11 protein-coding genes are annotated in these 13820 nt (G+C 70.2%); 5 read left to right on the top strand and 6 right to left on the bottom strand.

What is annotated here, in order from left to right:
* Positions 1 to 9: 9 nt before the first annotated feature.
* The 6 genes from WG923_RS13330 to WG923_RS13305 all read right to left on the bottom strand — a co-directional run bounded on the left by WG923_RS13330 (position 10) and on the right by WG923_RS13305 (position 7225).
* Positions 10 to 2049, bottom strand: coding sequence for a peptidase U32 family protein (locus WG923_RS13330; protein ID WP_340351457.1), 2040 nt, complete (start codon positions 2047 to 2049; stop codon positions 10 to 12).
* A gap of 296 nt (positions 2050 to 2345) precedes the next feature.
* Positions 2346 to 2882, bottom strand: a complete 537-nt coding sequence (locus WG923_RS13325; RefSeq protein ID WP_340351456.1) for a hypothetical protein — start codon at positions 2880 to 2882, stop codon at positions 2346 to 2348.
* Positions 2883 to 4487 (bottom strand): gamma-glutamyltransferase family protein, encoded by a 1605-nt coding sequence (locus WG923_RS13320; RefSeq protein ID WP_340351455.1) that lies wholly within the window; start codon positions 4485 to 4487, stop codon positions 2883 to 2885.
* A complete protein-coding gene (locus tag WG923_RS13315) occupies positions 4484 to 5467 on the bottom strand; it encodes a Bug family tripartite tricarboxylate transporter substrate binding protein (protein ID WP_340351454.1) in 984 nt (327 codons plus the stop codon). Before WG923_RS13315 ends, WG923_RS13320 begins: the two co-directional genes overlap by 4 nt.
* Before the next feature lie 55 nt (positions 5468 to 5522).
* On the bottom strand, positions 5523 to 6335 hold the full coding sequence (locus tag WG923_RS13310; RefSeq protein ID WP_340351453.1) for an ABC transporter substrate-binding protein: 813 nt from the start codon (positions 6333 to 6335) through the stop codon (positions 5523 to 5525).
* Positions 6335 to 7225, bottom strand: a complete 891-nt coding sequence (locus WG923_RS13305; protein WP_445322924.1) for a metal-dependent hydrolase — start codon at positions 7223 to 7225, stop codon at positions 6335 to 6337. The genes WG923_RS13310 and WG923_RS13305 overlap by 1 nt, the downstream gene beginning before the upstream one ends.
* Before the next feature lie 108 nt (positions 7226 to 7333).
* Here WG923_RS13305 and WG923_RS13300 point away from each other — a divergent pair, with 108 nt between their 5' ends.
* The 5 genes from WG923_RS13300 (at position 7334) to WG923_RS13280 (ending at position 13808) form a co-directional block, all read left to right on the top strand.
* On the top strand, positions 7334 to 8074 hold the full coding sequence (locus WG923_RS13300; RefSeq protein WP_340351452.1) for a heparan-alpha-glucosaminide N-acetyltransferase: 741 nt from the start codon (positions 7334 to 7336) through the stop codon (positions 8072 to 8074).
* Positions 8075 to 8213: 139 nt separating this feature from the next.
* On the top strand, positions 8214 to 8618 hold the full coding sequence (locus WG923_RS13295; RefSeq protein ID WP_340351451.1) for a hypothetical protein: 405 nt from the start codon (positions 8214 to 8216) through the stop codon (positions 8616 to 8618).
* Positions 8615 to 10120, top strand: a complete 1506-nt coding sequence (locus WG923_RS13290) for an ATPase domain-containing protein (protein WP_340351450.1) — start codon at positions 8615 to 8617, stop codon at positions 10118 to 10120. Before WG923_RS13295 ends, WG923_RS13290 begins: the two co-directional genes overlap by 4 nt.
* Complete coding sequence (locus tag WG923_RS13285; protein WP_340351449.1) at positions 10117 to 11235, top strand: sensor histidine kinase; 1119 nt, start codon at positions 10117 to 10119, stop codon at positions 11233 to 11235. The genes WG923_RS13290 and WG923_RS13285 overlap by 4 nt, the downstream gene beginning before the upstream one ends.
* Positions 11236 to 11375: 140 nt before the next feature.
* Positions 11376 to 13808, top strand: coding sequence for a catalase (locus tag WG923_RS13280; protein WP_340351448.1), 2433 nt, complete (start codon positions 11376 to 11378; stop codon positions 13806 to 13808).
* Positions 13809 to 13820: the final 12 nt, after the last annotated feature.

Here is a 13820-nt window from a genome sequence, read left to right as displayed (position 1 = left end):
TGATGGCTGTCAAGCCGCGGGAGAGACGGGTCGCGTGCGGTAGAACTTCAGGGGGACGGCCTGCGCCTCGCGCGTGGCCTGCTGCAGCACCGACTTCTTCATCCGGCCCACGACGTGCATCTCGCAGGGCTTGCAGTCGAAGCGCAGCGTGAGCTTCTCGCTGCCGTTGACCAACTGCAGCGGCTCGGCCCTGATGGTGCCCTTGACGCCCACCACGCCCTTGGCCTGCTTGGGGCACAGGCTCATGGCCCAGCGCACGCAGTGCTTGGTGATCATGAGGCTGACCTCGCCTTCCTCCTCGTGCGACTCGTAGGCGGCGGCGATCACCTTCACACCGTGCCTGGCGTAGAAGTCGTGCGCCTTCTGGTTGAAGACGTTGGCCAGGTAGGTGAGGGTGTCCTCGGGGTAGGGCACCGGCGGCTCGACGGGCGTGCCGCGGCGTGGCCGCTGGTAGCCGGCGGCGCGTGCGGCTTCGAGGGCCGCCACGGCGTCGCGGCGCAGCGCGTTGACCAGCGAGGGCGGGACGAACCAGGGTCGCGCCAGCTGCACCTGCAGGTCCAGGGGCTCGAAGAGGGTGTTGCCGAAGCGGGCGAGGTGTTCGCGCACGGCTTCCTCCGCCCTGGAGGCATCGCGCGCGGGTTGCTTCGAAAATGGCGCGGACGCCTCGCCGACGAAGCCGTCCTCGTCGGTCAGGCGCAGCACGAACCCGTCCGGCGACTCGGAAAGGCAGGCCCACACGCCGATGCGCCGGTCGCTGGACTTCTTCTCCAGCGTGCGGACCCAGTCCATGTCGCGGTTGCGGTTGAGGCGGGTGCCTTTGCGCAGGTCGGGCATGGAAGAGATCGGGTCCTTGGGGAAGACACGCCAGCGCCTGGGAGCGCCCCCGCCCCCGCCCTCCCCCGGAGGGGGAGGGGGCAAGCCCAGGGGCTCCGCGCGGTTGATGGCGAGGCCGACGAGTTCTTTCCGCAGGTCGAAGTAGCACAGGCCGTCGCCGTTGTGCAGCAGCGCGTGCGGGTCGTCCAGTTCCAGCTCGATCCAGTCGGTGCCGACCTTGCTCACCCAGCCGATCGGGCGGCCCGGATTCTTGGGCGAATCCAGCGCGGCGATGTCGTCCTGCCGGCCGTTGACGAAGTAGTCGGTGAACTCGCGGTTGAAGTTCTGGTCCGGGTCGGGCGTGAAGCTGAAGGTGGTGCGGCCGCTGGAGGCGCGCGCCAGGGGATCGGCGGAGCCTTCGCGCGCCGCGATCAGTTCGTCGAAGAGGCGGCGGTAATGGGCGGTGATGTTCTTCACGTAGCCCATGTCCTTGTAGCGGCCCTCGATCTTGAAGCTGCGCACGCCCGCATCCACCAGGGCCGCGAGGTTGGCGCTCTGGTTGTTGTCCTTCATCGACAGCACGTGCTGGTCGTGGGCCACGAAGCGGCCCTGGCTGTCGACCACGTGGTAGGGCAGGCGGCAGGCCTGCGAGCAGTCGCCCCGGTTGGCGCTGCGGCCGGTGTGCGCGTGGCTGATGTAGCACTGGCCGGAATAGGCGACGCACAGCGCGCCGTGGATGAAGAACTCCACCTTGCAGCGGTCCGCGTCGAGCGCGTCGTGGATCTGGCGGATCTGTTCCAGCGTGAGTTCGCGCGCCAGCACGATCTGCGAGAAGCCCACGTCCTGCAGGAACTTCGCCTTTTCCACCGTGCGGATGTCGGTCTGGGTGCTCGCGTGCAGCTGGATCGGCGGCAGGTCCAGCTCCAGCAGGCCCATGTCCTGGACGATCAGCACGTCGGCGCCGGCGTGGTACACGTCCCAGGCCATGCGGCACGCGGCTTCCAGCTCGTCGTCGCGCAGGATGGTGTTGTGGGTGACGAAGATGCGGGCGCCGAAGCGGTGCGCGTGCTTCGCCAGGCGCTCGATGTCCTGCACGGAATTGCTGGCCGACACGCGGGCGCCGAAGTCCGGGCCGCCGATGTACACGGCGTCGGCGCCGTGGTTGACCGCCTCGATGCCGATGTCGGCGTCGCGGGCGGGAGCGAGGAGCTCGAGCTGGTGGTGCAGGAGGGACATGGAAGGGTACGCGGGGTCTGGCCGGAGCGCACTGCGGTAGGCTGGTGGTGACGCGCGAAGCGCGGGAACCCCAGCTTCGCGGCGCTCGCTGATTGCTGGGGTTCGCAACGCTCACCGCCAGCCTACGTTCGCAACGCTCACCGCCAGCCTACGTTCGCAACGCTCACCGCCAGCCTACGTTCGCAACGCTCACCGCCAGCCTACGTTCGCAACGCTGACCACCAGCCTACGTTCGCAAAGCTCACCGCCAGCCTACGTTCGGCCGATTTTATCGAGCCGGCGCGCGCCTTGCACGCTCACTGGCCGAGCTTGCGGATCTCCACGTCCACGCAGCCGCGGTTGCCGTCGTAATAGCCCGGCCAGTCGTTGGCGAAGAACATCAGCTCCTCGCCGCTCGCGGCCGTGAAGGTCGCTTCCGGGCCGACGGCGAAGAACGTCCTCTCTTCGCGGCCCTGTGCGGCGATGAGGGAGTACATGGGGAAATCGCTCGCGCGCGACCAGCGCTGCACGTACTTGCCGCTGGCGGCCAGGATGCGCGGGCCGCGCGTCCACTCCTCGACGACGTTGGTGACCGCCACGCGGTAGCGGGCGCCGCGCTGGAGGATCACGCCGGTGGGATTCCACTCGCAGCGCGCATCGACCCGCACCGTGACGGCCTGGTCGTTGCCGAGCATGGAGAGCGCCCGCGGCGGCTGGGTGATGCACTGCGCCCCGCCCGGGCGCGGATGGCAGCGGTTGTCGCCGACGGGCTCCTTCGGGCTCGCACAGGCCGCCAGCAGCAGGCAGGCCAGCAGCGGCGCGAAGCGGACGGGGAAACGAAGTGCGTGCGTCATCTAGAACCCCACGGGGTAGCCATCCTTGCGATGGTCCGAGGCGGCCACGTAGCCGTGCTGCGTCTTCAGCGCCAGCTGCGCGCAGCCGAACTCGGTGTCGAAGCGCGGCGCCACCTTCACCAGGTGGCCGCGCGCGCGCAGGCCTTCCACGGCCTCGGCCGGGAAGTTCCACTCCACGGCCACGCCGATGTTGTCGTCCAGCACGCGCCAGCGCGGCGCGTCGCTCGCCGCCTGCGGATTGAGGCCCTGGTCGGCGACGCGCACCGCGATCTGCACGTGCCCCTGCGCCTGCATGGAGCCGCCCATCAGGCCGAAGCTCATGAGCGGGCGCCCCTGCTGGGTGAAGAAGCCCGGGATGATCGTGTGGAAGGGGCGCTTGCGCGGCGCGACCTCGTTCGGATGTCCGCGCTCCAGCGTGAAGCCCCAGCCGCGGTTGTGCAGGGCGATGCCGGTGCCCGGCACCACCACGCCGGAGCCGAAGCCCTTGAAGTTCGACTGGATGAAGGAAACCATCATCCCCTTCTGGTCCGCGGCGGTGAGGTAGACCGTGCCGCCGCTCGCCGGCGCGCCCGCGCGGGCCGGCGCGGCGCGGTCCGGGTCGATCAGGCGTGCGCGCTGCGCGAGGTACTTGGCGTCGAGCAGTTGCTGCGCGTTGACTTCGCGCATCGCCTGCGGATCCGCCACGTAGGCGTACAGGTCCGCGAAGGCGAGCTTCATCGCCTCGATCTGCAGGTGGTGCCACAGGGCGCTGTCGGCGCCCGCGGCCTTCAGGTCGAAGTTCGACAGCATGCCCAGCGCCATCAGGGCGCCTATGCCCTGGCCGCTGGGGCCGATCTCGTGCAGTTCGACGCCGCGGTAGGCGACCGAGATCGGCTGCACCCAGTCGGATGCGTGCTCGGCGAGGTCCTCCTCGTCGATCAGGCCGCCGGTGCTGCGCGCGTGGTCGGCGATGGCCCTGGCCAGGCTGCCGCGGTAGAACGCCTCGCCCTTGCTCTGCGCGATCTGCTGCAGCGTGTCGGCCTGGCCGGGGCAGATCCACAAGTCGCCGACCTTCGGCGCTTCTCCGCTGGGGGCGAAGGCCTCCCGGAAACCCGGTTGCGGCAGCAGTTCGGCCACCTGGGCCTGCCACTGCCGGCGCACCGTGGGCGAAACGAGATAGCCCTCGCGCGCGTGGCGCAGGGCGGGCTCGAACAATTCCGCGAAGGGGATGGTGCCGAAGCGCTCCGACAGCATGCGCCACGCCGAAACGGTGCCCGGCACCGTGACCGAGTCCCAGCCGCGGTAGGGCACCGAGTTGTACTTCGCGAAGTGCTCGGGCGTCCACGCGCGCGGCGCGCGGCCCGACGCATTCAGGCCGTGCAGGCGCTGGCCGTCCCAGACGATGGCGAAGGCATCGCCGCCGATGCCGTTCATGCAGGGCTCGACCACGGTCAGCGTGATCGCGGTGGCGAGCGCCGCGTCCGCGGCGTTGCCGCCGCGCGCGAGCATCAGCGCGCCGGCCGCGGAGGCGAGCGGCTGCGAGGTACTGACGACGTTGCGCGCCAGCAGCGGCATGCGCTGCGAGGTGTAGGGAAAGTCCCAGAAGCCCGGCGCTTCGGTGTTCATTCCAGCCGCACCTTCGCCTGCTGCACCACCTTGCCCCAGGTGCGGAATTCCTCGTCCACCACCTTGGCGAAGTCCTCGCCCGGCGTGTAGCGCAGCTCGACACCCTGGTCCAGCAGCCGCTGCTTCAGGTCCGGCGATTCGACCGCCGCGCGCACCGCGCGGTTCAGCGTGGCGATCGCCTGCGGCGGCGTGCCCCTGGGCACCATCAGGGCGAAGAAGTTGTCGGCCGAGAAGTTGACGCCCGACTCGGCGATCGTGGGCACGTCCGGCAGCATCGCGAGCCGCTTGCTCGATGCCACCGCCAGCACGCGCAGCTTGCCGGCCTTCACGTGCGGCATGGAAGCCGGGATGCTGTCGAACATCATGCTGGAGCTGCCGGACATCAGGTCCGGCAGGGCCTGCGAGCTGCCCTTGTACGGGATGTGCGTCATCTGCACGCCCGTGGTGGACTTGAACACTTCCGACTCCAGGTGCGAAAGCGTGCCCGGGCCCTGCGATGCGAAGTTGTGCTTGCCCGGCTGGGACTTGAGCAGCGCCACCAGCTGCGTCACGTTCTGCGCCGGCAGGGCGGCGGGCACGACCAGCATGTGCGGCACGATGGCCACGCCGGCCACGGCGACGAAGTCCTTCTGCAGGTGCGCGGACTGGGGCGGATAGGCGGCCGCGGCGATCGCCGCGTTCGTCACGGCGGCCATGTAGGTCGTGTAGCCATCCGGCGCCGCCTTGGCCGCGGCGATCAGGCCGATGTTGCCGCCGGCGCCGGGCTTGTTCTCGATCACCACCGACTGCCTGAGTGTCTCGCTCATCTTCTGGCCGATCGCGCGCGCCAGGATGTCGGTGGCGCCCGCGGGCGGGAACGACAGCATCATCGTGATCGGCTTGTCGGGGTACTCGGCGCGCGCCGCGACGCTCGCGGCGGCGAGCAGCAGGGCGACGCCGGCGCGGCGCAGGCAGGGGGTGGGAAGGGACTGCTGGAACATTCGGGGCCTCGAAGGTGATGCGGTGCGATGCCGCTGCAATGGGCGTGCCACGCGCTCAGGAGCGCGCGCCGCCGGGGGGTGCCACGGCCGCGCCCTCGATGCCGTGCTGCTGCAGGGCGCGGGCGACGAAGCCGGAAGCTTTCATTTCCTCGATGTAGGCGCTGAGCCAGGCCTGCGCCGCGGTGCGGCCCTTGGGCACGCCCATGGCCTGGTTGATCACCATGAAGCGCCCGGGCAGCAGGCGCACGCCGCCCACGCGCTTCGCGTCGGCTTCGAGCTGCTGCTTCACGCCGGCGGCCACTTCGAGGGACTGCTTGAGAAACTCGTCGACCACCACCGGCGAGGTCGGCACGCGCACCAGCGTCGCGTGCTTCAGCTCGCGCGTGAGGTACAGGTCGTAGGCGCTGCCGCGGCCCACGGCCACCCGCGTGCCGGCGCGGTCGACCTCCTCGTTGCGCTGCAGGGGCGAGCCGTTGCGCACCAGGTAGGCGCCTTCGATGACCACGTACGGTGCGGTGTACTCCATGTCGGCCGCCCGCACCGGGTCGATCGCGACGAAGGCGAGATCGACCTGCCTGCCCTTGACCGCCTCCACCACGTTGCCCGCGGAGGTGAACGTGACCAGTTCGGCCTCTAGGCCGAGCCGGCGCGCGGCTTCCTGTGCCAGGTCCACCGACACGCCGCGCGGCGCACCGTCGGGGCCGCGGCTGGCGAGGATGGGGTTGCCGAAGTTGATGGCGGCGCGCAGCCTGCCCGTGCCACCGAGTTCGGCCCGCGCGGCGGCGGCGGAGGCACTCGCCGCCGGCGTGCCGGCGCAGCCGGCCAGCGCGGCGCCGACCGCCGCGCAGAAGAAGCGGCGGCTGGCCATCAGAAATCGTACTTCTGGCCCGGCTCCGGCACCAGGATGCGCGGCACCGCCGCATTGCCCATGGCGGAGATCAGTTCGGCGGGCGTGCCGCGCAGCTGCGGCGTGGTGCCGTAGTGGATCGGGATCGCGTAGCGCGGGCGGATCATGTCGCGCACGGCCATCGCGGCGTCCTGCGGGCTCATGACGAAGTGGTTGCCGATCGGCATCAGCACCACGTCGGGCCGGTACATGTCGCCGATCAGGCGCATGTCGCCGAACACGCCGGTATCGCCCATGTGCCACACCTTGAAGCCGTTCTCCATCTCGATGATGAAGCCCACGGGCTCGCCGCCGGGCAGCACGATGTCCTTGCCGGCGGCATCCTTCCACCCCAGCTCGGAGGAGTGCTCGGCATGCACGGCCGTGATCTTGGGGCCGGTGGGGCCCCACGGCAGGATGGTGCCGCCCTTGCCGAAGCGCGGCGCCAGGTTGGCCGGCAGGATGCCGTAGGTGGCGACGGTCTGGCCCAGGCCGGCCGGGCCGTACATGGGGGCGTTGTGCATCTTCGCGAGCTCGGGGGCGTCCGCGAAGTGGTCGAAGTGGGCGTGGGTGACGAGGATCAGGTCCACCTTGCCGAGAGCGGCGAGGTCCTTCCACTGGGCCGGTGTCTTGGGGTTGGTCTTCAGCCAGGGATCGATCACGATCACCTTGCCGCCCGGCGTGGTGATGCGCGTGGTGGCCTGTCCGAGCCACAGCACCTCGGTCTTGCCGGCGGCGTGCGGTGCATCGCCGGGCATCGCCTGCAGGGCGGGCGCGGCCTGCATGGAAGACATGGGGCCGCCCATGGGGGTGGTGCAGCCGGCGAGGGCCAGCATGGCGGCAGTGCAGAGCAGGGACCGGAATCTCGTCATCGCGAACTCCTTGTTTTGTATGCATGCCAACCGGGCTGGCCGGCATCGCGCGATTGGAACGGCGCTTGCACGAGGCGTCAATCGGGCGCGCCACTACACTGCACGCCGATGCACGCAGTCCCCGTCCGCCACCGCTTCGAGCGCATCGACGCCCTGCGCGGCGCCGCCATCGTGTGGATGACGGTGTTCCACTTCTGCTTCGACCTGAACTTCTTCGGCTGGATCCACCAGAACTTCCTGTACGACCCGTTCTGGACGCGCCAGCGCACCGCCATCGTGAGCCTGTTCCTGTTCTGCGCGGGCCTGGGGCAGGCGGTCGCGCACCTGCAGGGGCAGGGCTGGCCGCGCTTCTGGCGCCGCTGGGCGCAGGTCGCGGGCTGCGCGCTGCTGGTCTCGGCCGGCTCCTGGTTCATGTTCCCGCAAAGCTTCATCTACTTCGGCGTGCTGCACGGCATCGCGGTGATGCTGGTGATCGTGCGCCTGTCCGCCGGCTGGGGCACCTGGCTGTGGCCGGCCGGCCTGCTCGCCATCCTGCTGCCGCTGGCCGCCCTGCCGGTGCACGTGGCGTTCGGCGACCTGCACGTGCTCAACGAGCGCTGGCTGAACTGGATCGGCTTCGTGTCGCTCAAGCCCGTGACGCAGGACTATGTGCCGCTGCTGCCCTGGCTGGGGGTCATGTGGTGGGGCATGGCGGCGGGCCAGTGGCTGCTGCGGCACCGCCCCGACATCGTGCGCGGGCCCCTGCCGCGCGCGTTCGCGCCGCTGGCGTGGCTGGGGCGGTGGAGCCTGACGTGGTACATGCTGCACCAGCCGCTGATGATCGGCGTGCTGATGCTGCTGCGGCACTGAATGGACAGCCGCAGGCCGCGTCGTTGACGCTGCGCCGCACAATATCTTACGAACGGTCGTTCCTTGGGGTCTATCCCGGCGCGCACAATGGGTTGCTACCGCCGCGCAGAGATCGCCAGCCGGGGCTATCCGTGGGAGATTGCAGATCGGCGCTTCAAGACGTTCGCCCAGCAGCGAAGAGCCGCGGACCGCGGCCGACGCCGCCGTTGCCGCCTGGGAAGAAATCGGCACACGGCTCGCGCCGGTTCTCGGTCGGCGCGGCGTGGCCGCACTGTACCGGCGCAGCGTCCACCTGACCCTGGCGCGCTATCCCTGGCTCGCCCCCGCCTACGAAGCGCCGACGCAGGTGGCCGACCTCGCCGCCCTGCATGCCGCCCTCGAGGCCCAGGACGCCCCTGTCGCAGAGGCCGCCAGCGCGGAACTGCTGGCGAATTTCCGCGCCCTGCTGATCACGCTGATCGGCGACACATTGACCGCAAGGCTGCTGGCGCCCCCGCCGCCAGGATCCCCGGACGCCGATCCCGCCAAGGAACCCCCGCCATGAACGCCGCCAAGGCCAAAGCCACCATCCGCCGCCTTCCCACGGGAGTGCCCGGCCTCGACGCCATCCTGGGGGGCGGCTTGCCCGAGTTCTCCTTCAATGTCGTCGCCGGGCCGCCCGGCTGCGGCAAGACGACGCTGGCGCACCAGATCATGTTCGCGCTGGCCACGCCCGAACGCCCGGCGATCTACTTCACGGTGCTGGGCGAGCCGCCGCTGAAGATGCTGCGCTACCAGCAGCAGTTCGACTTCTTCGACCCCGCCAAGCTGAACCAGAGCATCTATTTCATCAACCTCGGCGAGGAGGCGGCCTCCGGCGACCTCGGCAACGTGCTGCGGCGCATCGCCGCCGAAGTCGACGCGAAGAACCCGGGCCTGGTGTTCGTCGACTCCTTCCGTTCGCTCGCCGGCTCCGCCGGCACCGCGCCCCTGCGCAGCCTGCAGGAGTTCGTGCAGGAACTGGGCGTGCTGATGACCAGCTGGCAGGCCACCACCTTCCTGGTCGGCGAGTACCCGGACAACGACAGCAATCCGGTGTTCACCGTGGCCGACGGCCTCATCTGGCTGCGCCAGAGCGAGCAGCGCAACTCGGTGGTGCGCAAGCTGGAGGTCGCCAAGATGCGCGGCCAGGCGTCCATGTCGGGCCTGCACTCCTTCCGCATCGATGGCGCCGGCGTGCGGGTGTTCTCCCAGCCGATGGAGCGCCCGCAGTCCCTTGCCGCAACGGAGCCCGCGCACCAGCGCCTCAGCCTGGGCGTCGAGGGCCTCGACGAGATGCTGGGCGGCGGCCTGCCGCGCGGCTATTCCCTGCTCGTCGCGGGCCCGTCGGGCGCCGGCAAGAGCATCATGGCCTCCGCCTTCCTGGTGGAGGGCGCGAAGCAGGGCGAGACGGGCGTGCTGGCCACCTTCGAGCAGCGGCCGAACCGCTCGCGCGGCCGCGCCCTGGCGGAGCTGATCGCCACCGGGCGCGTGGGCGTCGTCGATGCGCGCGCGCCGGGGCTCTCGGTGGACGAGATCAGCACGCTGCTGGTGGCCGAGATCCGGCGGCTGAAGGCCACGCGGGTGGTGATCGACTCGCTGTCCGGCTTCGAGCTCGCGCTGGCGCCGACCTTCCGCGAGGACTTCCGCGAATCCCTGTCGCGCATGGTGCTGGCGATCGCCAGCACCGGCGTCACGATCCTCATGACCTCCGAGCTGGAGGACCGCTTCTTCGACCTGCGCTTCAGCCCGTACGGCACCGCCTTCCTGACCGACGCCATCATCGTGCAGCGCTACGTCGAAGTCGACAGCCGGCTGCTGCGCGTGCTGGCGGTCGCGAAGGTGCGCGACAGCGCGCATTCCAACGAACTGAGGCTGTTCCACATCGACGAGGGCGGCATCCGGCTGGACGGCATGCTGCAGCAGCACGAGGGCCTGCTGGGCGGCCGGCCGACGCTGCGCAAGCGGGCTCCCGGCGAACCCATCGACGCCAGCTGGGGCCGTCCTGGTTCGGAGGGAACCCCATGAACAGCACCATCAACTTCAAGCGAGGTCCCCACATGGAGAGCGGCTCTTCCCGCAAGGCCGACAGGGCGCTGGCCCGGCGGCTCCAGGCGCTGGGCGCCGAGGCTGCGGCCCTGCGCTCGGAACTCGCCACGCTGCGGCAGAAACTCGCCAGTGTCGAACGCGAACTGAGTGCGGCAGGCGGCCAGGTCCTGCAGGACGCGAACCAGGAACTGGTGGTCGCGGCCGTGCACGCCCAGGAGATTGCCGACGCGGCGCGCAGCGCGCTCGAGCGCGTCACCAGTGCCCCCGAGGTCGAAGCCGTGCTGCAGGAGCTGGACCGGCCCGGCTCGCTGGCGGACCTGCGCGACGCGAACGAGCGGCTCGTCGTCGCGGCGCTGCATTCGCAGGAGATGGAGGAGGAGGCCGCGGAGGCGCACCGCCGGCACGTGGCCTTCTTCGCGACCGTCGCCCACGAGCTGCGCAACCCGCTGCTGCCGCTGCGGCTGGCCGCGCGGATGCTGGACCGCGCGCACGACGACCGCGAGATGCTGGCCAAGTTGCAGGAGACCATCACGGGGCAGGTGAGCCACATCGCCCGCCTGATCAGCGACCTGCTGGATGGCGCGCGCGTGAGCACGGGCAAGTTCCGCCTCGAACGCGTGAGCGTGGACCTGGTGCGCCTGCTGGAGATGACGGTCGAAACCTTCCTGCCCGGCATGCAGGCGCGCCGGCAACAATTCACCTCCACCTTCCCTCCCGGGCCGGTGCTGGTGCATGCCGATCCGGTGCGCCTGGCGCAGGTCTTCGGCAACCTGCTGGAGAACGCTTCGAAATACACCCCCGAACGTGGCCAGATCACCCTGTGCGTGGAAGTGCGGGAGCCGAACGTGGTGGTCACCATCTCCGACAACGGGATCGGCATCAGCGCCGAGGCGCTGCCGCACCTGTTCCAGATCTTCGTGCAGGACGCGCACGCGGTGGAGTTCGACAGCCGGGGCCTGGGGATCGGACTTTCCGTCGTGCGGGAACTGGTCCTCGCCCACGGCGGCGAGGTGGTCGCCAGCAGCGCAGGCAAGGACCAGGGCAGCCAGTTCCGCGTGACGCTGCCGCTGGAAGCGTCGCAGCCGCCGGCCTGAGGCCCTTGCTCATCGGCGGCTGGCTATCGGCCCGATAGGCGCCGTCGAACGCGTCGTCGGCATGCGCCTACAGGGTGGGGGCGGGGGGCGCCTTAACGTCAGCCCTCGGCAATGTTGCCGAGCGTCCCGGACTTCCCCTCATGCCCAAGCCGCCCTCGCCGAACCCATCGACGAAGAAGAACGATGCGCCCGCTGCCGCGGCCCGCAACACCGACAGCGGCCCCGGCCGGGTGGACCCCGCCGCCGGCGGCGACATGGCCGCCCGCAGGATGGCCGACGTGCAGCAGGTGGCCGCGGCGATGCCGCACAACGGGAACAAGGCCCTGGAGCACGGCTTCGAGGACGGCACCAACCCGCCGGCGGGCCAGGCCGTCGAGGCGCCTTCGCGTCTCGTGGGGGCCAGCACGCTCTCGGAAGAAAACGATTCGCCCAAGGTCGGCACGGCCGCCCTCGACGGGCTGAACGCCACCACCGAATCGCTGGACCGCGTGCGGGTGGATTCCACCGGCCGCGTGCTCACGACGAACCAGGGCGTGGCCATCGCCGACAACCAGAACTCGCTGAAGTACGGCGTCCGCGGGCCGGTGCTGCTGGAAGACTTCGTCCTGCGCGAGAAGATCACCCACTTCGACCATGAACGCATTCCGGAGCGCATCGTCCACGCGCGCGGCTCCGGCGCGCACGGCTTCTTCGAATGCTTGCGGCCGCAGACGGAGCTCACGATGGCCGCGCCCTTCCGCGAAGCGGGCAAGAGGACGCCGGTGTTCGTGCGCTTTTCCACCGTGGCCGGCGAACGCGGCTCCAAGGACACGGCGCGCGACGTGCGCGGCTTCGCCGTCAAGTTCTACACCGAGGAAGGCAACTGGGACCTGGTGGGCAACAACATGCCCGTGTTCTTCATCCAGGACGCGATGAAGTTCCCGGACCTGGTCCATGCCGTGAAGCCCGAGCCGCACCACCAGATGCCGCAGGCCGCCAGCGCGCACGACACCTTCTGGGACTTCGTCTCGCTGATGCCCGAATCCACGCACATGCTGATGTGGGTGATGAGCGACCGCGCCATCCCGCGCAGCTTCGCCACCATGCAGGGCTTCGGCGTGCACACCTTCCGGCTGGTGAACGAGCAGGGGCGCTCGGTGTTCTGCAAGTTCCACTGGACGCCCGTGGCCGGCACCCATTCGCTGGTGTGGGACGAGGCGGTGAAGATCTCCGGTGCCGACCCCGACTTCCACCGGCGCGACCTGTGGGAGCGCATCGAGGCCGGCAACTATCCCGAGTACGAGCTCTCCCTGCAGGTCTTCACCGAGGAACAGGCGGAGCGCTTCAGCTTCGACATCCTCGACGCCACCAAGATCGTGCCCGAGGAACTGGTGCCGCTGGTGCCGGTGGGCCGCATGGTGCTGAACCGCAATCCCGACAACTTCTTCGCCGAGACGGAGCAGGTCGCCTTCTGCACCGCGCAGGTCATCCCCGGCATCGACTTCTCCAACGACCCGCTGCTGGCCGGGCGCATCCACTCGTACGTGGACACGCAGATCTCGCGCCTGGGCGGGCCGAACTTCCACGAGCTGCCGATCAACGCGCCGCTGGCGCAGGTGCACAACAACCAGCGCGACGGCATGCACCGGCAGGCGATCCACCGGGGCCGCGTGGCCTACGAGCCGAACTCGCTGGCGGGCGGCTGCCCGTTCCAGGCGGGCGCGGCGCAGGGCTTCGTCACCGTGCCCGCGCGCATCCGCGCCGAGGAGGAGCAGGGCAAGGTGCGGGCCAAGCCGGAGAAGTTCGCCGACCACTACACGCAGGCGCGCCTGTTCTACGAGAGCCAGACGCCGGTGGAGCAGTGCCACATCGCCAACGCGTTCCGCTTCGAGCTGAGCAAGGTCACGGTGCCGGCGATCCGCGAACGGATGGTGGCGTCGCTGCGCAATGCCTCGGAGGACCTCGCGCTGAAGGTCGCACAGGGGCTGGGCATGGACCCGCTGCCCGATCCGATGCCGCTGGCGTTGCCCGATCCGGCCGCGCCCGAGGTCACGAAGTCCCCCGCGCTGTCGCTGCTGTTCCGGCCCGGCGACGGCACGATCAAGGGACGCAAGGTGGCGCTGCTGGTGGCGCCGGGCGTGCGCGCGGCGCCCTTGCTGCAATTGCAGCAGGCGCTGCTGGCGCAGGGTGCGGTGGGGCGACTGGTCGGCCCGCGCATCGGGCCCATGCCGACGGCCGAGGGCGATGCCATCGATGCCGACGCCTCGCTGGAGAACGAACCCGGCTTCCTGTTCGACGCCCTGGTGCTGCCGGACGGCGCCGAAGCGATCGCCGCGCTGGCGCAGGACGGCCACACCGCCGAATTCATCCGCGACCAGTTCCGCCACTGCAAGACCATCCTGGTGTTCGGCGGCTCGCGCGAGCTGCTCGCGCAGGCAGGCGTGCCCGCCGCGCTGGCCAAGGCGCAGGCGCAAGGCGGCACCGGCCTGGTCTTCGCGGACGAGGGCGGGGAGCCGGCCGCGGCCGAGGCCTTCCTGCAGGCGCTGGCGAAACACCGCCACTTCGGCCGCGAGACGGACCCGCCGCTGGCCTGATCCCCTTCAAGG

Origin of the sequence: Ramlibacter sp. AN1133 (assembly GCF_037890035.1) — a bacterium.
Lineage (GTDB): Bacteria > Pseudomonadota > Gammaproteobacteria > Burkholderiales > Burkholderiaceae_C > Ramlibacter.
Note: the sequence above shows the minus strand (reverse complement) of the source record. Positions and strands in the feature narration are given on the sequence as shown.